General features: G+C 53.8%; 15 protein-coding genes. 11 read left to right on the top strand and 4 right to left on the bottom strand.

The features are described from left to right. The first annotated feature begins 180 nt into the window (after positions 1-180). From EX31_RS19370 to menE, 8 genes are all read left to right on the top strand, one after another. Positions 181-696, top strand: a complete 516-nt coding sequence (locus EX31_RS19370; protein WP_037036195.1) for a DUF1097 domain-containing protein — start codon at positions 181-183, stop codon at positions 694-696. A gap of 112 nt (positions 697-808) precedes the next feature. Beyond that, on the top strand, positions 809-1,117 hold the full coding sequence (gene elaB / locus EX31_RS19365) for a stress response protein ElaB (protein ID WP_013574602.1): 309 nt from the start codon (positions 809-811) through the stop codon (positions 1,115-1,117). 235 nt (positions 1,118-1,352) lie between these two features. Then, the gene (menF, locus tag EX31_RS19360; protein ID WP_037036193.1) at positions 1,353-2,690 is read left to right on the top strand and encodes an isochorismate synthase MenF; all 1,338 of its coding nucleotides are present in this window, start codon (positions 1,353-1,355) and stop codon (positions 2,688-2,690) included. Between the two features lie 23 nt (positions 2,691-2,713). Continuing rightward, positions 2,714-4,387 carry a 2-succinyl-5-enolpyruvyl-6-hydroxy-3-cyclohexene-1-carboxylic-acid synthase gene (gene menD, locus EX31_RS19355; protein ID WP_037036192.1) on the top strand — a complete coding sequence of 558 codons (1,674 nt, stop codon included), beginning with the start codon at positions 2,714-2,716 and terminating at the stop codon, positions 4,385-4,387. After that, positions 4,384-5,181, top strand: a complete 798-nt coding sequence (gene menH / locus EX31_RS19350) for a 2-succinyl-6-hydroxy-2,4-cyclohexadiene-1-carboxylate synthase (protein ID WP_013574605.1) — start codon at positions 4,384-4,386, stop codon at positions 5,179-5,181. The genes menD and menH overlap by 4 nt, the downstream gene beginning before the upstream one ends. Continuing rightward, positions 5,168-6,025, top strand: coding sequence for a 1,4-dihydroxy-2-naphthoyl-CoA synthase (menB, locus tag EX31_RS19345; protein ID WP_037036189.1), 858 nt, complete (start codon positions 5,168-5,170; stop codon positions 6,023-6,025). Before menH ends, menB begins: the two co-directional genes overlap by 14 nt. Then, positions 6,025-7,026, top strand: a complete 1,002-nt coding sequence (gene menC / locus EX31_RS19340) for an o-succinylbenzoate synthase (RefSeq protein WP_013574607.1) — start codon at positions 6,025-6,027, stop codon at positions 7,024-7,026. The genes menB and menC overlap by 1 nt, the downstream gene beginning before the upstream one ends. Continuing rightward, the gene (gene menE / locus EX31_RS19335) at positions 7,023-8,384 is read left to right on the top strand and encodes an o-succinylbenzoate--CoA ligase (RefSeq protein WP_197060748.1); all 1,362 of its coding nucleotides are present in this window, start codon (positions 7,023-7,025) and stop codon (positions 8,382-8,384) included. Before menC ends, menE begins: the two co-directional genes overlap by 4 nt. 67 nt (positions 8,385-8,451) lie before the next feature. Here the strand turns inward: menE and EX31_RS19330 are convergent, their stop codons facing one another. Further along, entirely contained in the window at positions 8,452-9,885 is a 1,434-nt protein-coding gene (locus EX31_RS19330) for a catalase (RefSeq protein WP_013574609.1), read from the bottom strand. Between the two features lie 303 nt (positions 9,886-10,188). On the opposite strand from EX31_RS19330, the gene EX31_RS19325 reads away from it, so the two are divergent. Both EX31_RS19325 and EX31_RS19320 read left to right on the top strand, forming a co-directional pair. Continuing rightward, complete coding sequence (locus tag EX31_RS19325) at positions 10,189-10,734, top strand: YfaZ family outer membrane protein (protein ID WP_013574610.1); 546 nt, start codon at positions 10,189-10,191, stop codon at positions 10,732-10,734. Positions 10,735-10,860: 126 nt separating this feature from the next. Continuing rightward, positions 10,861-12,066, top strand: a complete 1,206-nt coding sequence (locus EX31_RS19320; RefSeq protein WP_037036185.1) for a nicotinamide mononucleotide deamidase-related protein YfaY — start codon at positions 10,861-10,863, stop codon at positions 12,064-12,066. A gap of 139 nt (positions 12,067-12,205) precedes the next feature. Here EX31_RS19320 and yfaE read toward each other — a convergent pair whose 3' ends face one another. From yfaE to nrdA, 3 genes are all read right to left on the bottom strand, one after another. Further along, positions 12,206-12,466, bottom strand: a complete 261-nt coding sequence (yfaE, locus tag EX31_RS19315; RefSeq protein WP_013574612.1) for a class I ribonucleotide reductase maintenance protein YfaE — start codon at positions 12,464-12,466, stop codon at positions 12,206-12,208. Next, positions 12,467-13,597, bottom strand: a complete 1,131-nt coding sequence (gene nrdB, locus EX31_RS19310; protein WP_013574613.1) for a class Ia ribonucleoside-diphosphate reductase subunit beta — start codon at positions 13,595-13,597, stop codon at positions 12,467-12,469. It lies immediately after the preceding gene. Between the two features lie 72 nt (positions 13,598-13,669). Next, positions 13,670-15,952 carry a class 1a ribonucleoside-diphosphate reductase subunit alpha gene (gene nrdA / locus EX31_RS19305; protein WP_037036183.1) on the bottom strand — a complete coding sequence of 761 codons (2,283 nt, stop codon included), beginning with the start codon at positions 15,950-15,952 and terminating at the stop codon, positions 13,670-13,672. A gap of 743 nt (positions 15,953-16,695) precedes the next feature. Here nrdA and yfaL point away from each other — a divergent pair. Beyond that, the gene (gene yfaL, locus EX31_RS19300) at positions 16,696-20,475 is read left to right on the top strand and encodes an AIDA-I family autotransporter adhesin YfaL/EhaC (RefSeq protein WP_231576086.1); all 3,780 of its coding nucleotides are present in this window, start codon (positions 16,696-16,698) and stop codon (positions 20,473-20,475) included. Positions 20,476-20,539: the final 64 nt, after the last annotated feature.

The raw sequence follows: 20,539 nt of genomic DNA, 5'->3' as shown, positions 1-20,539 counted from the left end.
TCATGACGAAGCCGCTCACATGAGCGGCTTTTTTAATCGTATTGATTGTTTTATGTGATATGAATCACATTTATATGTACGTTCAATAAATTATTACATTGGTTTTGTGATCTCTCCCATTTCATTATTCCTGCCAATGCGTACACTGCGCGCTTGTTCAGATTAGTACAGGTTCACACCATGAATGTTTTAGTGATGATCGCCATTACCACCGGTATCCTCTCCGGCATCTGGGGCTGGGTTGCGATTAGCTTTGGCCTGATAAGCTGGGCGGGTTTTCTTGGATGCACGGCATATTTTGCGTGTCCGCAGGGCGGATTACGCGGATTGCTGATCAGCACGCTGACCTGTCTCAGCGGTGTATTCTGGGCTGTCGTGATCATCGCGGGAAGCGCAATGCGTCCGGAATGGAGCATTCTTGGTTATCTGCTGACCGGCATCGTCGCATTCCTGATGTGTATTCAGGCGCGTCAGCAGTGGCTGGCCTTTGTACCGGGTACCTTTATTGGTGCCTGCGCGACCTTCGCCGCACAAGGTGACTGGCGTCAGGTGGTGGTATCTTTGATGGTCGGGCTGGTATTCGGTTATGCAATGAAAAACAGCGGATTATGGCTGGCAAAACAGCGTGAAAAGCAGCAAAGCGACGCCAGGAAAGGGGCGGTTTTCACTGAAACGAAAGGGTCAGAAGGTTCTTAATTCCTCGGTTTTTCTGCAGTTTAGGGCGGATCCTTCAGGCAATTACTCCTGATATACGCTAGGGTTAAAAGCAGTCTATGCTTTTACACGAACACATCATAAGGAGATAACCATGGCTGACCAATTTGAGACACAGCAAAATTCGCTGGACGACGATTTACGCATGCTGACTGAAACGCTGGAAGAAGTACTGAAGTCCTCTGGTGACAAAGCGGATGAGAAGTACATTCAGGTCAAAGCACGCGCAGAAAATGCGCTGAAAGACATCAAATCACGTATTGACCCGGCTGCACGCTCTTACTGCAAGAAAGCCCGTCTGGTAGCGGAAAGAACTGACGACTATGTGCATGAAAACCCATGGCATGGTGTGGGTGTCGGTGCTGCCGTAGGTCTGGTTGTCGGCCTGCTTCTGCGTCGCTAATCTGACTGAACAGGGGCAGCGTGTGCTGCTCCTGTTTTGTTTCTCCCGGTTTGCTTACTCCTTTCTCCCTGCCTATACTCCTTCTTAGCTAATGGCACTCACTTCAGCTTGATCTGTCGCATATTTTCATTTTTCGTATCGCCGCATAATTCATCCGTAATTGATCCAACCCGTTTTTTGATCCAGAAGGGTATTTCTGCCCGTCACTAAACATCCGGTATGGCCTGAGGTAGCGGTGAAACAAATATCAGCAATCATTGAGCAGCTTGATACGACGCTGGCAGGCGAATGGCCTGATGCAGCGGGGATCCGGCAGTTCAGTTATTCCCTGCAAAAACAGCCTGACACCGGCCTGCTGGAATGGTTGTCTGCGCAACCCTGCTACCCGAAATTCTACTGGCAACATCGTGATGGCAATGAAGAAGCCGCTGTTTGTGGTGATGCCTACTCATTTTGCGATACCGCCCGGGCACAGGCGTTCATCCGCGAGCACCAGGATGAACCCGATTTGCATATCTGGGGGTTGAATGCGTTTAACGGGGCTGACGGAGCTGCAATAGCTGCCAACGCACTGTTTCTTCCGCGCATCGAACTTTGCCGTCAGGGAAACAGTTACTGGCTGCGGTGTACCGTTTTCAGCCCACATTCTTTACGCGATGAGGCACGCCGCACCCGCTTATTTTTACGTTCACTGGTCGTCAGCCGCGCCTTACCGTCGATCGCTTCCCGTGTATTGCAACATCATCATTTACCGGACGAGCCTCAGTGGAAACAGTTGATAGACCGCGCGCTGTCGGGTATTGAGCAGCATCAGTTCGACAAAGTGGTGCTGGCGCGAAAAACCACCTTAACGCTCAGCCAGCCGCTGAATGCCTGCGCATTTCTTGCCGCCAGCCGCGACGTTAATCATCACTGTTACCATTTCATGCTGGCTTTTACCCCGCAACAGGCGTTTCTGGGCTCCAGCCCGGAACGTTTATTCCTGCGTGATCACACCGAACTCTATACCGAAGCGCTGGCGGGAACCGTGGCCAATCATCCCGATGACCGGGAAGCGCGGGCGCTGGGGGACTGGCTGCTCAGCGATGGCAAAAACCAACGCGAAAATTTACTGGTCGTCGACGATATCTGCCAGCGCTTACAGGGCGGGGCGCATTCGCTGGATGTGACGCCAGCGGAGATTTTACGTCTGCGCAAGGTGCAGCATTTACGCCGCAATATTCACGGTGAGCTGACCGACCCCGATGACGCTGCTTGTCTGCAACGTCTGCAACCGACCGCGGCAGTGGCCGGATTACCCCGTCAGGCCGCGCGTGAATTTATCGCCGAATTTGAGCCTTTTGACCGCGAGTGGTATGCCGGTTCCGCCGGGTATCTCAGCGCTGAACAAAGTGAATTTACCGTCGCGTTACGTTCGGCGACGGTGAAAGGACATCATCTTGAACTCTACGCAGGCGCGGGGATTGTCGCCGGTTCTGACGCTGCACAGGAATGGCAGGAAATCGAAAACAAAGCCGCTGGTTTACGCACTTTGTTGGAAGAGCATTACACGCCTGCCGTTCAGGCCGGATAACCCCTTGCCGGAGTGAATTGAACATGTCTGTTGCCGTCTTTAACCGCCGCTGGGCGACGCTTATCCTCGAAGCGTTAACCCGACATCAGGTGCAGCATGTGTGCATCGCGCCCGGTTCCCGCTCTACACCGCTGACCCTTGCCGCCGCCGCGCATCCGCACCTTATCTGCCACACCCATTTTGATGAACGCGGCCTTGGCCATCTGGCTCTCGGGCTGGCAAAAGCCAGCGGGCAGCGGGTGGCGATCATCGTCACCTCCGGCACGGCGGTGGCAAATTTATATCCGGCGCTGATCGAAGCCGGGCTGACCGGCGAAAAGCTGGTGTTGCTCACGGCTGATCGTCCGCCGGAACTCATCGATTGCGGTGCGAATCAGGCTATCCGCCAGACCGGCATGTTTGCCAGTCACCCCGTCGGGACGCTGGATTTACCGCGTCCGGCGCCTGAAATCAGTGCGCGCTGGCTGGTTTCTGCGCTGGATAATACGCTGGCGCAGCAGACGCACGGTGCCGTGCACATTAACTGTCCGTTCGCCGAACCGTTGTATGGCGAGGACAACGGCGAGCATCAGGACTGGTTGCTGGCGCTGGGCGACTGGTGGCAGGGGCATCAGCCGTGGCTGAGTTATTCTCAGGTTTTGCCTGCAATCGCGCAGCCGGACTGGTTTTCCTGGCGGCAAAAGCGCGGTGTCATTATCGCTGGCCGTCTTTCTGCCTGCGAAAGTGAACAGGTGGCACAGTGGGCGGCGCAACTGGGCTGGCCGTTGATCAGTGATGTGCAGGCATCAACCGGCAATCCGCTTCCCTGCGCAGATTTGTGGCTGGCATCGCCGCAGGCGCAGGCGATACTGGCGCACGTCCAGTTGGTTATCCAGTTCGGTGGCGGTCTGACCGGTAAGCGCCTGCTGCAATGGCAGGCGACCTGTCAACCCGATGAATACTGGCTGGTTGACCCGCTGTCAGGCCGTCAGGATCCGGCGCAGCATCGCGGTCGTCGTCTACAGGCCCGCGTCAGTGAATGGTTACAGGCTCACCCGGCACAGCCTCAGCCTGACTGGGCAGAAGCCCTTGAGCATTGCTCGCAGCGGGCGTTACATGCGGTTGAAATCCGTCTCGACGGTGTATTTGGCGAGGCCGCCGCAGCGTGGCAGCTTCCGGCTTTATTACCTGAGCACGGCCAGTTATTTCTCGGCAACAGTCTGATTGTTCGTCTGGTGGATGCCTTTGCCCAACTCCCCGCCGGTTATCCTGTTTTCGCCAATCGCGGGGCAAGCGGTATTGACGGGCTGCTGTCCACCGCCGCAGGTGTGCAGCGTGCGACCTGCAAACCGACGCTGGTGCTGCTGGGTGATATCTCTGCACTTTATGATTTAAACGCGCTGGCGCTGATGCGTCAGTGTTCCGCGCCGACGGTGATTATTGTGGTGAATAACAATGGTGGACAAATTTTCTCGTTGTTGCCAACGCCCGAAGCCGAGCGGCAGCGTTTTTACTGCATGCCGCAGAACGTCAGCTTCAGCCATGCGGCAGCGATGTTTGGTCTGGATTATGCCTGTCCGGCATCGTTGTCTGAGCTTCATCATGCCGTCAGACAATGCTGGCAGCATGGTGGCGTGAAACTGATCGAGTTGAAAGTCAGTGAGACAGAAGGGGCAGAATGCCTGCGTTCGCTGGTGAAGGAGATGAGCGCATCATGACGCTGGCCTGTCACACACTCAACCCAGAGGTTAAAGATCGTCCGTGGCTGGTGTTTCTCCACGGCCTGCTGGGCAGTGCAGATGACTGGCAACCCTTACTTCCTGCGCTTGAAGGCTGGCCTTGTCTGTTTGTGGATTTACCGGGACATGGTCGTTCCGCGTCGCTGACCGCTGCCGGATTTGCGGATGTCAGCCAGCTGTTAACCGATACCTTGCACGAAAACAACGTCACTGCGTACTGGCTGATCGGCTACTCGCTGGGGGGGCGCATCAGTCTGTATCACGCTTGTCAGGGTGATCGTAGTGGATTGCAGGGGCTGCTGGTGGAAGGCGCACATCCGGGGCTGACCTGTCAGGCTGAACGCGCACAACGCCGCCATCATGATCAACAATGGGCGGCTCGCTTTTTGCAAGTACCGTGGAAACAGGCGCTGGAAAGCTGGTATCGCCAGCCGGTGTTTTCCAGCCTGACCGATGCGCAACGCCAGCAAATGATCGTGCTGCGTGAGAACAACAACCCGCACACTGTCTCTGCCATGCTGGCGGCCACGTCGCTTTCGGTACAGCCTGATTTACGCGCACAATTGCTGCGGCTTTCCCTGCCGGTTGTGTGGTTGTGTGGCAGTCAGGACGCCAAATTTATTCATCTTGCGCAGCAATCCGGTTTCGGGCTACGCACTGTCGCTAATGCCGGGCATAACGCCCACCGTGATAACCCGGCGGAGTTTGCCCGTCAGGCGCTGGCATTTATTACTTCACCTGTCTTAAAGGAAGTTGAACATGATTTATCCTGATGAAAAAGAACTGTACGCGCCAGTCGAATGGCGTGATTGTACCGGCGAGTTTGAAGATATTCGTTACCACAAATCTACCGACGGCATCGCTAAAATCACCATCAACCGTCCGCAGGTTCGCAATGCGTTTCGTCCGCTGACCGTCAAAGAAATGATCCGCGCACTCGACGATGCCCGTAACGACGAAGGCATCGGCGTGATCGTGCTGACCGGTGAAGGCGAAAAAGCCTTCTGTGCGGGCGGCGATCAGAAAGTGCGTGGCGATTACGGTGGTTATCAGGATGACAGCGGTGTGCATCATCTCAACGTGCTGGATTTCCAGCGCCAGATCCGTACCTGTCCGAAACCAGTCGTGGCGATGGTTGCTGGTTATTCCATTGGCGGCGGTCATGTTCTGCATATGATGTGTGACCTGACCATTGCGGCAGATAACGCCATCTTCGGGCAGACCGGCCCGAAAGTTGGTTCTTTCGACGGCGGCTGGGGCGCATCCTATATGGCGCGTATCGTCGGTCAGAAAAAGGCCCGTGAAATCTGGTTCCTGTGCCGTCAGTACGATGCCAAAGCGGCGCTGGATATGGGGCTGGTCAACACCGTAGTTCCTCTGGCTGATCTGGAAAAAGAAACCGTGCGCTGGTGTCGTGAAATGCTGGAAAACAGTCCGATGGCACTGCGTTGCCTGAAAGCCGCACTGAACGCCGATTGCGACGGTCAGGCAGGGCTTCAGGAACTGGCGGGGAACGCCACAATGTTGTTCTACATGACCGATGAAGGTCAGGAAGGTCGCAACGCGTTTAATGAAAAACGCCAGCCGGACTTCAGCAAATTTAAGCGTAATCCATAATGCGTCGCGCCACGGTGTACCGGTACAGCGTGCCGATGGAGGCTGGGGTGGTGCTGCGCAATCAGCGCCTGAAAACCCGCGACGGTTTTTTGGTGTCACTGTGGCAGGACGAAGCAACGGGTTGGGGCGAGGTTGCGCCGCTGCCCGGTTTTAGTGTGGAAGATGTGTCTCAGGCGCAGGATGCCGTTCAGCATGGCCTGAGCCAGTGGGTGCAGGGAGCCTCGCTGGCTGCCGTTGCCTCTGCGTTCAGTGCTTTACCTTCGGTGGCTTTCGGGCTGAGTTGTGCGGACGCCGAATTACGCGGCGAATTGCCCGAAGTGCTGAGCACGCGCTGTGCGCCGCTGTGTCATGGCGATCCGAATGAGCTTTATGCGCGTCTGGGTGCGCTGCCGGGCGATTTTCGCGGCAGGAAAGTGGCTAAGGTGAAAGTGGGATTGTACGAATCCGTCGGCGATGGTCTGAATGTCAGTATGTTGCTGGAAGCCTTGCCGGAACTGCATTTGCGCCTTGATGCCAACCGCAGCTGGACGCCGGTCAAAGCCGAAGGGTTTGCCCGTCATGTGGCGCCCGAACTGCGTTCACGCATCGCGTTTATCGAAGAACCGTGCCTGACCCGCGAGCAGTCCCGCGATTTCGCCCGTCTGACCGGTATTGCGATCGCCTGGGATGAAAGCGTGCGCGAAACCGGTTTTACCGTGAAGGCCGAGCCCGGGCTGGCGGCGATCATCATCAAACCCACGCTGACCGGCAGTCTGATGCGTTGCCGTCAGCTGATCGCGCAGGCACATGCCGCAGGGCTGGAAGCTGTGATCAGTTCCTCCATCGAGTCGAGTCTCGGGCTGACACAACTGGCGCGCATTGCCCAATGGCTGACGCCGGACGCCATTCCGGGGCTGGATACGCTGGATCTCATGCGGACGCAGCTGATCCGTCGCTGGCCGGGCTCTGAATTACCGCTAACGGATGTGTCTGATCTGGAGATTGTGTGGCAGAGCAAATGATCAACGACTGGCCATGGCGCGAAAGGGCAAACCTTTCACCTTTTGCCGTAGCGCTGAAAGCGGGAGATATCACCTGGTGCTGGCGTGATTTACAGCACCGCATCGACACGCTGGCAGCCGGTTTTATTGCGCAGGGTGTGGGCGAAGGCGCGGGTGTGGTTTTGCGCAGTAAAAACACCCTTGATGCCGTACTCAGCTATCTGGCGTTATTACAAACCGGCGCGCGCCTGTTACCGCTTAATCCGCAACTGCCTTGGGCATTATGTGATGAACTGCTTTCGCAACTCGATATCGCTTTTGTACTGGATCTGGCGGAGCCGGAACTGCCGCTGAATATTCCCGCACTGACCATGCAGAATGCCTGTTGGCTCAGTTCTGCCGGATGGCAACCGCAGCGTATTGCCACACTGACGCTGACATCGGGTTCCAGCGGTTTACCGAAAGCCGCAGCACATACGGTTGCCGCCCATCTTGCAAGTGCTGCGGGTGTGTTGAACCTGATCCCTTTCACCCGTAATGATAGCTGGTTACTTTCTCTGCCACTGTTTCATGTTTCCGGGCAAGGCATCGTCTGGCGCTGGCTGCTGGCTGGCGCTACGCTGATGCTGTCCGAAGACCAACCGCTCGATGCAGCGCTGGCAGAATGCAGCCACGCTTCGCTGGTACCGACGCAACTCTGGCGTCTGCTGCAAGGCACGCCGGTGCCTGAAAAGCTGACAGACGTTTTGCTTGGTGGGGCGCAAATTCCTCTGGCGCTGACTGAACAGGCAGAAAGAGCAGGAATACGCTGCTGGTGCGGATATGGGCTGACGGAAACTGCGTCCACTGTGACGGCGAAACGAGCCGATGGCAGCGCCGGTGTCGGTCAGGTATTGGCGGGGAAGGAAGTCAAAATCGTTGACCAGGAGATCCTGATCCGTACCGACAGTATGGCCAGTGGTTACTGGAAAAACGGTCAGCTATCACCGGTGACTGATGCGCAAGGGTGGTTGCATACCCGCGACCGTGGCACGTGGATTGACGATGAACTGCAGGTGGCCGGGCGGATGGATAATTTGTTTTTCAGCGGCGGAGAAGGGATCCAACCTGAAGATATCGAGAGAGTACTGGTCAGCCACCCGCAGGTTTCGCAGGCATTTGTGGTTCCGGTGGAAGATGAGCAATTTGGTCAGCGTCCGGTCGCCGTGCTCGAAGCACAAGCCGGGCTGGTGTATGAGGAACTCAATCGCTGGCTGAGCGATAAGATCCCGCGTTTCCAGTTGCCGGTGGCCTATCATCCGCTGCCCGGGGCTTTGTCGCAGGGGGGGATTAAAATCTCGCGGGCGAGCGTCCGGCAATGGGTAGAAATGCTTTCGTAAAACAATAGCCCGGAATAAACAATAAAGGCCGCATAATGCGGCCTTTATGATTTCTGATGGTAAAAAGTCAGTCTTTCAGTGCTTTCTCAACCCCTGCGCCATAAGCCGGATCGACTTTATAGAACAGTGCCAGTTGGCGTGCCTGTGTTTCCGGCGAAGCATGTTTCAGCTCACCGGCAATGCGTGCAAACATACGCTGATGCTCAGCCTCAGACAGCAGGTTGAATAGCAATCGTGGCTGAGTGAAGTAATCATCATCTTCCCGGTGATTCCAGTGGTCTGCCGCGCCTTCAATACTCAGTGGCGGTTCGCTGAAATCGGGCTGTTGCTGGAACAAGCCCGCGCTGTTGGGTTCGTAAGTCACACCGTTGCCGCTGTTACCGTCCACACGCATTGCGCCGTCACGGTGATAATTATGGAACGGGCATTTTGGCGCGTTGACCGGGATCTGATGATGATTTACGCCCAGACGGTAACGGTGCGCATCGCCGTAAGAGAACAGACGCCCCTGCAGCATACGGTCAGGTGAGAAACCGATGCCAGGTACTACATTGGCCGGGCTCATGGCGACTTGTTCTACTTCGGCAAAGTAGTTTTCCGGATTGCGGTTCAGTTCGAATTCACCCACTTCAATCAGCGGATAATCGCTGTGCAGCCAGACTTTGGTCAGGTCAAACGGGTTGTACGGCAGTTTTGCCGCGTCCGCTTCCGGCATGATTTGCACAAACAGTTTCCAGCGCGGGAAATCGCCGCGTTCAATCGCTTCATACAAATCACGCTGCGAACTCTCGCGGTCGGTGCCCACCAGTTTTTCGGCTTCATCGTCCATCAGGTTTTCAATACCCTGCTGGCAGCGGAAGTGGAATTTCACCCAGAAGCGTTCATTTTCAGTATTGATAAAGCTGAAGGTATGGCTGCCGAAACCGTGGATATGACGGTAAGACGTTGGCAGACCACGGTCGCTGACATCAATGGTCAGCTGATGCAGGGCTTCCGGAAGATGAGAGAAGAAGTCCCATTTGTAGGCCGGATTACGCAGGTTAGTGCGCGGGTCACGTTTGACGACGTGGTTCAGATCCGGGAATTTCAGCGGGTCACGCAGATAAAACACCGGCGTATTATTGCCGACTAAATCCCAGTTTCCTTCTTCGGTGTAGAACTTCATCGAGAAACCGCGAATATCACGTTCGGCATCCGCTGCACCGCGTTCACCGGCAACCGTCGAGAAACGGATAAACATGTCAGTTTGTTTGCCGATTGCGGAGAAGATCTTCGCGCGGGTGAAGGCGGTAATATCGTGCGTCACGGTGAAAGTACCATAAGCGCCGGAGCCTTTAGCGTGCATACGACGCTCCGGGATCACTTCGCGGTCGAAATGCGCTAATTTCTCAAGAAACCAGACATCCTGCAAAAGCAACGGACCACGGCGGCCAGCGGTAATCACGTTGTTATTATCGACGACTGGCGCGCCAGCGGCGGTGGTTAAACCTTTCTTGGTCATAAAAATTCCTTCTGGTAATTGCGTGTGTATGTAAGTAAAAACGTTGGGGGGGGTCCTTTAACCTCACTTAAGTCAAATTAACTCTACCGATTAGAAATAAACCCTATATTGATCAGAGGCAAATAGGTGGGAGTTATCATTTCGATGGGAAACGTTCATTTCATCAATGAAAACGATGTTTCTTACAATTTTCACAACCCCGGTGAATGCATTCACTTTCCAAAAAGTTGTTACGACTGAGTGAATTGCTTTAGACTTCCCGTGGAAGATTTATTGTCGTTTGACTGTTATTTAGGATAAATAATGAAAAAGTTACTTGTCGCTGGTGCCGCTGCCAGTCTGATGTTTGTCGCGGCATCTGCCAGCGCAATCAGTGTCAATGGTGAAGTCGGTGAGCATTACACGCATCTGGGTGTGGGCTTCGGCACCACATCTCCGGGTCTGGCATTGAGCGGTGATTACACCCATAACGATGACGACGGTGATGTGGCAGGCTTGGGTTTGGGATACAACATTCCGTTGGGTCCGTTCATCGCGACCGTTGGCGGTAAGGGCCTGTACACCAATCCTAAAGACGGTGACGAAGGTTACGCGGCGGCTGTCGGCGGTGGTCTGCAACTGCCAATCGCGAAAATGTTCACCCTGTACGGCGACTATTATTATTCCCCGGATTCCCTGTCCAGCGGCATTGCTAACTATGAAGAAGCGAACGCAGGTATTCGTCTGACGGCCATCCCGCTGGTTACCGTGAGCGTGGGTTACCGTTACATGGCGATGGATGGCAAAGATGGCAACCGCGATAACGTGGTGGCAGACGGTGCGTATTTAGGTGGCGCTGTTAATTTCTGATTTTGTCTGAAGCAAAATCTGAAGGCTCGCATTCGTGCGGGCCTTTTTGTTTTCTGCCGAACGGAGATTGTTTTTCTGTCCCAGCCTTTCTACAGTGGAGTAACAAAAAGACAGAAGGAGAACGGGATGCTTAGGGTTGAGATGCTGAGTACGGGTGATGAAGTGCTGCACGGCCAGATTGTGGATACCAATTCGGCATGGCTGGCGAATTATCTGTTTGAGCAAGGTTTACCGATGACCAGTCGTGAAACCGTGGGCGACAGTCTGGACGCGCTGGTGGCTGTTCTCAAAGAACGCAGCCACATCGCTGATGTGCTTATCGTGAACGGCGGCCTGGGGCCAACGACCGATGATTTAAGTGCGCTGGCGGCGGCTAAAGCCTGTGATGTGGAACTGGTGGAAGATGCTGGCTGGATTGAAACCATGCAGGCGTTCTTCAATGAACGTGGCCGTCCGATGGCCGAATCCAACCGCAAACAGGCACAAATCCCGGCCAATGCCGAGCTGCTGGATAATCCGGTGGGCACCGCCTGCGGCTTCAGCGTGAAGCTCAACCGCTGTCAGATTTTCTTCACGCCCGGTGTACCGTCCGAATTTAAAGTGATGGTGGAACAACAAATCGTTCCACGTCTGCACAAACAATTTCCGGCGCTGGAAGCCCCGTTATGTTTACGTCTGACCACGTTCGGACGTGGTGAAAGTGACCTTGCCACCGAGTTGGATCAACTTGAGCTGCCGGAAGGCGTGGTGATGGGTTACCGTTCGTCATCGCCGATTATCGAGCTGAAAGTCACCGGCCCGCGCTCTCAGGAGGCTGCAATGCACAAAGCGTTTGAACGCGTGCGTGAAGTCGCAGGGGAGAGCACGATTTTTGAAGGGCTGGGTAGCCTGCCGGATCGTCTGGCAGAACGCCTGCTGGCGCAGGATTTACGTCTGGCGGTCAGTGAAAGTTTCACCGGCGGCCTGCTGAACTGGCGTCTGCAAAGCGCCGGCGTTCCGCTGGTCAACGGCGAGTTATTGCCGCAAGGCGACGAACCTTCACCTGAAAAATCCCTCGAAGGCTTACTGGCGCGTGCGCAGACGTTGGCCGAAACCACCGGCGCACAACTGGCGCTGGCTGTGGGTGCGCTGTCAGGTGCAGAATTAAGTCTGGCACTGCATACCCCAACCGGCACCAGCGGCCTGACAATCCGCTATACCGCCACGCGTCACGGACTGGCATTACGTCAGGAGACCATGGCGATGGTGGCGATGGATATGCTGCGGCGCTATCTGAATGGCTGGGAGCCGGTGGCGGATTACCCGTGGTTGGATCGGGTTGAGAAGGTTTAGCTTTAGCTCCCTCCCCTGCGAAGGGGAGGGCTGGGGTGGGGTATTAAAGCGAAATCAAAGAGTTGAGGTTGGCTTTGATGAGATGTTAGCCCTTAAAACCCCCTCCCGTCCTCCCCCTTCGCAGGGGGAGGAGTAAAGTCTAAAACGCGATCTCAATATCCCCAACCGGCATGCAACAACACGGTAAAATCTCGCCGTCTGAGATAAAGGCCAGGGGTTTCTCGCTGTAGGCGACCTCACCGTTAATCAACCGCATCCGGCACGATCCGCAATAACCTTCGCGACACTGGTATTCCACTTCAACCTGATGATGTTCAAACACCTCCAGCAAATTCCGGTGCTCTGACTTACACGCCAGTTGCTGTCCGTTTGCTGAAAGTGTGATGGTTCTGTCGGCCATTTAAAGCTCGAAATCACTCAGGTCATCGGCGTGAACTTCAGAATCAATCTGACCTACCAGATAGGAGCTGACTTCCACTTCCTGTGGCGCAACCTGCACGTTATCAGACACCAGCCAGGCGTTGATCCACGGGATCGGGTTCGAGCGGGTTTTGAACGGAGCGTCCAGCCCGACAGCCTGCATACGGATATTGGTGATGTATTCGACGTACTGACACAGAATGTCTTTGTTCAGGCCGATCATCGAACCGTCTTTGAACAGGTATTCTGCCCAGTCCTTTTCCTGCTGTGCCGCCAGCACGAACAGGTCATGGCACTCCTGCTGACATTCCAGCGCGATTTCTGCCATTTCAGGGTCGTCCTGACCTGAACGCAGCAGGTTCAGCGCGTGCTGAGTGCCGGTCAGATGCAGCGCTTCGTCACGGGCGATCATCTTGATGATTTTCGCGTTGCCTTCCATCAGTTCACGTTCAGCGAAGGCAAATGAACAGGCAAAGCTGACGTAGAAACGTACGGCTTCCAGCGCGTTGACGCTCATCAGACAGATGTAGAGTTTCTTCTTAAGTTCACGCAGGTTAACTACAACGGTTTTGCCGTTGACCTGATGCGTGCCCTCGCCCAGCAGATGGTAGTAGCTGGTCATTTCAATCAGCGTGTCGTAGTAACCGGAGATGTCTTTCGCGCGCTTGAGGATTTCTTCATTGGTCACGATATCGTCAAACACAATCGCCGGATCATTCACGATGTTACGGATAATATGCGTGTAAGAGCGCGAGTGAATAGTTTCCGAAAACGCCCAGGTTTCGACCCAGGTTTCCAGCTCAGGAATAGAAATCAGCGGTAACAGCGCGACGTTCGGGCTGCGGCCCTGAATGGAATCCAGCAGCGTCTGGTATTTCAGGTTGCTCAGGAAAATGTGTTTCTCGTGATCCGGCAACGCCTGAAAATCGATACGGTCGCGGGAAACATCAATCTCTTCCGGACGCCAGAAGAAGGACAGTTGCTTTTCGATCAGTTTTTCAAAAATTTCATGCTTCTGCTGGTCGAAACGGGCAACGTTAACCGACTGACCAAAGAACATTGGCTCAAGAAGCTGATCGTTTTTATTCTGGGAAAAAGTACTGTAGGCCATAACTTCCTCGAAATTCTCGGCAAAAACCCCCTGACGGGGGTTTTGAATAATATTCTTAGTTAAAACAAAAGATTAGATTTTGCAGGCGCCGCTTTCACAGTCATCAGCCACATCGGCTTTCATGTCTTCCTGTACATCATCAGCACCGTCACGGGTGTTCTGATAGTACAGCGTTTTCACGCCAAATTTGTAGGCGGTCAGCAAGTCTTTCAACAACTGTTTCATTGGCACTTTGCTGTTCGGGAAGCGCGACGGGTCGTAGTTGGTGTTTGACGAAATCGCCTGGTCGATGAATTTCTGCATTACGCCAACCAGTTGCAGGTAGCCGTCGTTGTTCGGCATATCCCACAGCAGTTCGTACTGATCTTTCAGACGCTCGTACTCCGGCACAACCTGACGCAGAATCCCGTCTTTCGACGCTTTGATACTGATGTGGCCGCGAGGTGGCTCGATACCGTTGGTAGCGTTGGAGATCTGCGAAGAGGTCTCGGACGGCATCAGCGCGGACAGCGTGGAGTTACGCAGGCCGTATGTTTTGATGTTTTCACGCAGCGTATCCCAGTCCAGATGCAGCGGTTCGTTGCAGATAGCATCCAGATCTTTCTTGTAGGTATCCACCGGCATGATGCCTTGTGAATAGGTGGTTTCGTTGAACCACTGGCACGCGCCTTGTTCTTTCGCCAGTTCGTTGGAGGCTTTCAGCAGGTAATACTGAATGGCTTCGAACGTTTTGTGCGTAAGATTGTTTGCGCTGCCGTCGGAATAACGCACACCGTTTTTCGCCAGATAATACGCGTAGTTAATCACGCCGATACCCAGCGTACGTCGGCCCATCGCACCGCGTTTTGCGGCTTTGATCGGGTAATCCTGATAATCGAGCAGGGCGTCCAGAGCGCGAACTGCCAGAACAGCCAGTTCTTCCAGATCGTCGAGGCTTTCGATCGCACCGAGGTTGAAAGCAGACAGCGTACACAGCGCGATTTCGCCGTTTTCGTCATTAACGTCATCCAGCGGTTTGGTTGGTAGCGCAATTTCCAGACACAGGTTGGACTGGCGAACAGGCGCGATAGCCGGATCAAACGGGCTGTGGGTGTTGCAGTGGTCAACATGCTGAATGTAGATACGGCCTGTAGAGGCGCGTTCCTGCATCATCAGGGAGAACAGTTCCACCGCTTTCACTTTCTGCTTACGGATGCTGGCATCCTGCTCGTACTTCTCGTACAGACGCTCGAACTCGTCCTGATCGGCAAAGAATGCATCGTACAGGCCAGGTACGTCAGACGGGCTGAACAGGGTAATGTCACCGCCTTTCACCAGACGCTGATACATCAGTTTGTTGATCTGCACGCCGTAGTCCATATGACGGACGCGGTTGCCTTCAACACCACGGTTGTTTTTCAGTACCAGCAGGCTTTCGACTTCCAGATGCCACATCGGGTAGAAGAGTGTCGCTGCGCCGCCACGAACACCGCCCTGAGAACAGGATTTCACCGCAGTCTGGAAATGTTTGTAGAACGGGATACAACCGGTGTGGAACGCTTCGCCGCCACGGATCGGGCTGCCCAGCGCACGGATGCGACCGGCGTTGATGCCGATACCGGCGCGTTGTGAAACGTATTTCACGATGGCGCTGGAGGTCGCGTTAATGGAATCCAGACTGTCGCCACATTCGATCAGCACGCATGAGCTGAACTGACGGGTCGGAGTGCGCACGCCGGACATAATTGGCGTAGGCAGGGAAATTTTGAAGGTTGAAATCGCGTCGTAGAAACGTTTGATGTAATCCAGACGGGTTTCGCGCGGGTAGCCGGAGAACAGGCAGGCCGCGACCAGAATGTAGAGGAACTGAGCGCTTTCGTAGATATCGCCGGTCACACGGTTCTGTGCCAGATATTTCCCTTCCAGTTGCTTAACCGCAGCGTAAGAGAAATTCATGTCGCGCCAGTGGTCAATAAAACTGTCCATCTGCTCGAACTCTTCAGCCGTGTAGTCTTCCAGCAGATGTTTGTCGTATTTACCCATTTCAACCATGCGGGTCACCTGGTCGATCAGTTTTGGTGGTTCAAACTGGCCGTAGGCTTTTTTACGCAGGTGGAAGATCGCCAGACGCGCGGCCAGATATTGGTAATCCGGTGCATCTTTAGAGATCAGATCAGCCGCCGCTTTGATGATGGTTTCGTGAATATCAGCGGTTTTGATGCCGTCATAGAACTGGATGTGTGAACGGAGTTCTACTTGAGAAACTGATACGTTTTGAAGACCTTCCGCTGCCCAGTCAATGACACGGTGGATTTTATCAAGGTTGATGCGTTCTGTGCGGCCATCACGTTTAGTAACAAGCAGACTTTGGTTCATTGGGTGCGATACCTTAAAGGTTTATAAAGGGTCTGACCTGACCGCGTAAAACATGCGCGGCAGCACAAGAGGTTCCTAGTGTGCTGGTCAGGATATAAACACAATATATTGTGGGTTTGTTATTTTCTGATGACAAGATAGTGATTGAATGTCCCTTTTGCAAGTGAACAAAACGGGCAGATTTGTGGATAAGTTGGGGAGAAATTTTGACGTCAAGCCTGAGAAGTCCGTCATTGCTGGCGCGACAAACCTGTCAATATCTCAGATACGATTTTCTTATATTTTTATGAAAGGTGATCAACTGCCGGTTTATTAAACGTTAGAAAAAAACGCTATATTGATCTGGATAACTATTCTAAAAAATCATGTTGCGGTGTTCACGCCAACCAACGTCCTAAAAACTAAGGTTTTAACCCCGGCATACCCCGTCTCTTAACGTAAATTCTACTGGATTAGCGGAAAAAATGACTTGCAACCGATGACGATTTGGCGTCGCCGTACAGCCGTTAAGCCGCTCCGGGGCAACCTTGCTAGCAGGTTTTTGTTCACTTTCTGAAAAGTGCGTTTTTGAGAAAAATGAGCCTTATTATAAATACATATGATGAATGAATGATGTTGTTTATATATTCTAAATTTATCATTAAGTGGTCTCCCGGCACTGTGCATATTACTTTCGCTCCTCTTTCATCAGGTGCGGGATTAGAATTTCAATGGTCTTCAATAAAATCACGGCGTGTTTGTTTTTGGCATTTAATTTATTGCCTTTTTCAGCGATGGTTTACGCAGAAACTCTCCCGGCCTGTTCAGGATTGCAAATTACTGAAAGTTGCAACGCCACGGCCACCACGCTTGAAAATAAAACCCTCAATACCTATACCGTGGCTGATGGCGCTGAGATGCAGTTCTCCGGCCTGAACGGTTCAGGCTCCTCGGGCGGTGCTTTCCACCTGGGAAACAGCACCACACTGGAGATTATTCCTGAGAGCACCACCGGTTACAGCGTATTTACCGGAAACAGCAGTTCGGGAAACGGTGGCGCGATCTTTGCGAAAGAAAACTCGACGGTATACTTAGAAAATACCCTGTTCATTGATAACGTCGCCCATGATTACGGCGGCGCAATATATATGAATGGCACCAATGATGAAGGTGATACTGATCTTGCCATTACTAATGCCGTGTTTTCAGGGAATATTTCCAGTGAGGGGAAAGGCGGCGCTATTTATTCTCTTAATAATAAAGTCCAGCTGACAAATGTTTTATTTGAGGATAATCAGGCAAAAACCAACAAAAGTGCCAGTTCAGGTAATGGTAGCGGTGGTGCGATTGATGCCACGGACAATACGTCTGACTCCCACGGCAGCATGTTTATCACTAACAGCGAATTCACCGGCAATCAGGCCGAAGGACAGGGAGGCGCAATCTACACCAGCAGCGCGTCTACGCCATTCCTGATCAACATCAACATTGATGAAAACTATCAAGAAAATGATGGTGTTGCCTATTACCACGATAACGTCGCTGGCAATTATGGCGATGCTCCCGATGCCGCTGGCGGCGGGTTCATGTATCTCGGCCACAGCGAAGCCGATTTTGATATTGCTGCAGATAAAACGCTGATCATCGGTAATACCGCCAACGACGGCGCTTATGACTCGATCGCCGGTTATGGCGCGATTTTCAAACGCGGTGCTGGTGAACTGGTACTTAATGCTGATAACAGCGGTTTTACCGGCGTATTCGACATTTTAGAGGGCACGGTCACGCTGGGACGTGATGACACGCTGATCAATGTCGGCGACACCAACTGTCAGGCTGCGGCAGATACCTGTCACGGTATTGTGTTAGGTAACGATAATTATGTGAATGACACGGCAATACTGAATGTTGGCAGCACGCAGCAAACCTTTAAAAATGCCTTTATGGGGCATGAGAACAGCACATTGAATATTGATGCTGGCGGTAATGTCATTGTTAACAGCGGCTACATGGCGGGGACAACCACCGGAGCAGGCGACCTGACCGTGGCAGAAAATGGCAGTTTCACCCTGACCGGCGCGCAGTCTATGGGGCTGGATGGCGACATTGTGGTGGAACAAAACGCTGTACTCAGCGTTCAGGGCGATGCTGAAGATTTAGCGATATTGCAGGCCGATCCGCAGTCTGTTGTGCTCGACGGCGGTGTGCTGGATTTGTCGGACATGTCCACCTTCAACGGTGAAGCGAATCAGACTAACGACGGCCTGACGATTACAGGGTCCGGCGGTACGGTAATCGGTAATGCTGATCTGGTGACGCTGGGGACGGGCAGCGACTATCACGTTGATGGCGGCGTGTATACGGTGATTGATGCCGGTGCCGGACGTGTCACGCTGGCGGATAACAATACTTATCTGGGCACGACGCAGATCGCTTCCGGGACATTGCAGGTCACCGGTAACTCTCAGTTGGGCGATGAAGCCTATAACCGTCAGGTCATTTTTACTGATCCGGCACAGGCCAGTACGCTGGAGATTTCTGCGCCGGGCGATACCAGCGGGCAGGTTGATACCACATCAGCACAAACCGGTAAGGCACGAGATATTGAAATGCGGGCCTCAGGGACGATGCAGGTGGACGACGGCGTGACCACGCAATGGGGCGGCTTAACCGCTGACAGTACCGGCGGGCAGGCAGACGTTGACAGCACGTTCACCAAAACCGGTAACGGTACGTTGATTCTGAAAGATTCGGGCAACAGCCATTCCGCTGTCCGGGTCGAACAGGGTACTTTGCAGGGAGGCGCGGAAAACATCATCGCAGACGCCTCTTCATTGTACGTCGGCGAAAATGCCACGTTTGCCACCGGCATGGATCAGCAGGTGCGCAGCATCGATGCGGATTCCACCGGTACACTGTTGATTTCCGACAACACTCAGCTGGTCCTGACAAATCAGGACACTTCCTCGGCGCTGGATGCCAGCCTGTTTACCGGCACGGGCGGCACGCTGGTGAATGCTACGTCCGGTATGGCGCTTAAAGGCACGCTGAACACGAACCTTTCCCTGGATGCATTGACCTATTTAGCCGGTGTGACGGTCAACGGCAGCCTTGATAACAGCGCAGGAACCGCCAGTCTGGAGAATGGCAAGGCCGGGGATACGCTGACGGTCAACGGTGATTACACCGGCGGCGGCACGCTGGTGCTGGAAACTGAAATGAATGGTGATACCTCGGCGACCGACCAGCTGATTCTTAACGGCAATACTTCCGGTGATACCGCTCTGGCGGTTGTGCCGGTCAGCGGCATCGGGCAGGCGACGCAAACCGGCATCAAAGTTGTCGATTTTGTTGCCGACCCGCAAAGCTTCCAGAACGCGGCAGATTTCCATCTGGCCGGTGGTCAGCAATATATCAATATGGGTGCCTACGACTATTCTCTGGTGCAGGATAATCAGGACTGGTATCTGCGCTCGCAGGTGGTGACGCCGGAGCCTCAACCGGAACCTCAGCCCGATCCTGACGTCCAGCCGCAACCTGATCCCGAACCTGCCCCTCAGCCGGATCCCGATGTTCAACCGCAGCCGCAACCTGTGCCAGCCTCTGGCGGGGAAGATTTTACACCGGTGCTGAACCCTAAAATGGGCGGCTATATGAGCAACCTGCGCATCGCCAATAATGCTTTCAGTATGACGGCGCAGGATCATGCCGGTGCCGGTCATGACAATATTAAGCTGCGGGTGGATTCATCGCGCGACAGCTCAACCTTTGCCAGCCAGATTGACAGTCACAATGACACGTCAGTGGTTCAGATCAGCAGCAATTTCCTGCGCAATAACGCAGGTGACGGGGAAATCCTGGCGGGTGTGGTGGGCGGTTACAGTAACAGCCACGGCGATAGCACCAGCGTACTGACCGGGCGCAAATCAGATAATGACAGTCAGGGATACGCCGTCGGACTGACCGCTTCCTGGTATCAGAACGCACAGGATCATCAGGGCGCGTATCTCGACAGCTGGATGCAATATGCCTGGTTTGATAACAGCGTCAGTGAAGACGGTACAGGTGATGATAATTATCACTCTTCCGGCCTTTCCGCCTCACTGGAAGGTGGTTACCGTTTTACCCTGATGCAGGGAAACCAGTGGAACTGGACTGTGCAACCCCAGGCGCAGGTGATTTATCAGGGCGTGAAGCAGAAAGATTTTACCGCGTCGAATCAGTCGAAAGTGGCACAACAGGGGGATAATAACGTTCAGACGCGCTTAGGTTTGCGCAGTGAATGGGATATTCATCCGTCGCCGACGCTGCATCTCAGACCTTTTGTAGAGGCGAATTACCGCCATAACAGCGCGGAAACTTCCCTGAATGTGGATGGCGTGAATTTCACCGATAACACCGCCAAAGACAGTGCGGAACTGAGTACCGGGATCAGTGGTAATTTGGGCGAAAATACCACGCTCTGGGGCAAGGTTGGACAGCAAGAAGGGTCAGATGATTTTTCGCAAACCGAAGCGTCAGTTGGGGTGAGTATTCGCTGGTAAGTCAGTCGGTTAGCCGTGAAATTAAAAGGGTGCAGCGCAGGCTGTACCCTTTTTTGCGGTCAGA

It is taken from the genome of Rahnella sp. WP5 (genome assembly GCF_000745615.1).
Taxonomy (GTDB): Bacteria; Pseudomonadota; Gammaproteobacteria; order Enterobacterales; family Enterobacteriaceae; genus Rahnella; species Rahnella aceris.
The sequence above is the reverse complement of the archived record's forward strand: the minus strand, read 5'-3'. Positions and strand labels throughout refer to the sequence as shown.

What these genes read in the sequence shown, in the direction of transcription:
- EX31_RS19370 (WP_037036195.1), top strand. Translation starts at nt 181, where the DNA reads ATGAATGTTTTAGTGATGATCGCCATTACCACCGGTATCCTCTCCGGC.
- elaB (WP_013574602.1), top strand. Translation starts at nt 809, where the DNA reads ATGGCTGACCAATTTGAGACACAGCAAAATTCGCTGGACGACGATTTA.
- menD (WP_037036192.1), top strand. Translation starts at nt 2,714, where the DNA reads ATGTCTGTTGCCGTCTTTAACCGCCGCTGGGCGACGCTTATCCTCGAA.
- menH (WP_013574605.1), top strand. Translation starts at nt 4,384, where the DNA reads ATGACGCTGGCCTGTCACACACTCAACCCAGAGGTTAAAGATCGTCCG.
- menB (WP_037036189.1), top strand. Translation starts at nt 5,168, where the DNA reads ATGATTTATCCTGATGAAAAAGAACTGTACGCGCCAGTCGAATGGCGT.
- menC (WP_013574607.1), top strand. Translation starts at nt 6,025, where the DNA reads ATGCGTCGCGCCACGGTGTACCGGTACAGCGTGCCGATGGAGGCTGGG.
- menE (WP_197060748.1), top strand. Translation starts at nt 7,023, where the DNA reads ATGATCAACGACTGGCCATGGCGCGAAAGGGCAAACCTTTCACCTTTT.
- EX31_RS19330 (WP_013574609.1), bottom strand. Translation starts at nt 9,885, where the DNA reads ATGACCAAGAAAGGTTTAACCACCGCCGCTGGCGCGCCAGTCGTCGAT.
- EX31_RS19325 (WP_013574610.1), top strand. Translation starts at nt 10,189, where the DNA reads ATGAAAAAGTTACTTGTCGCTGGTGCCGCTGCCAGTCTGATGTTTGTC.
- EX31_RS19320 (WP_037036185.1), top strand. Translation starts at nt 10,861, where the DNA reads ATGCTTAGGGTTGAGATGCTGAGTACGGGTGATGAAGTGCTGCACGGC.
- yfaE (WP_013574612.1), bottom strand. Translation starts at nt 12,466, where the DNA reads ATGGCCGACAGAACCATCACACTTTCAGCAAACGGACAGCAACTGGCG.
- nrdB (WP_013574613.1), bottom strand. Translation starts at nt 13,597, where the DNA reads ATGGCCTACAGTACTTTTTCCCAGAATAAAAACGATCAGCTTCTTGAG.
- nrdA (WP_037036183.1), bottom strand. Translation starts at nt 15,952, where the DNA reads ATGAACCAAAGTCTGCTTGTTACTAAACGTGATGGCCGCACAGAACGC.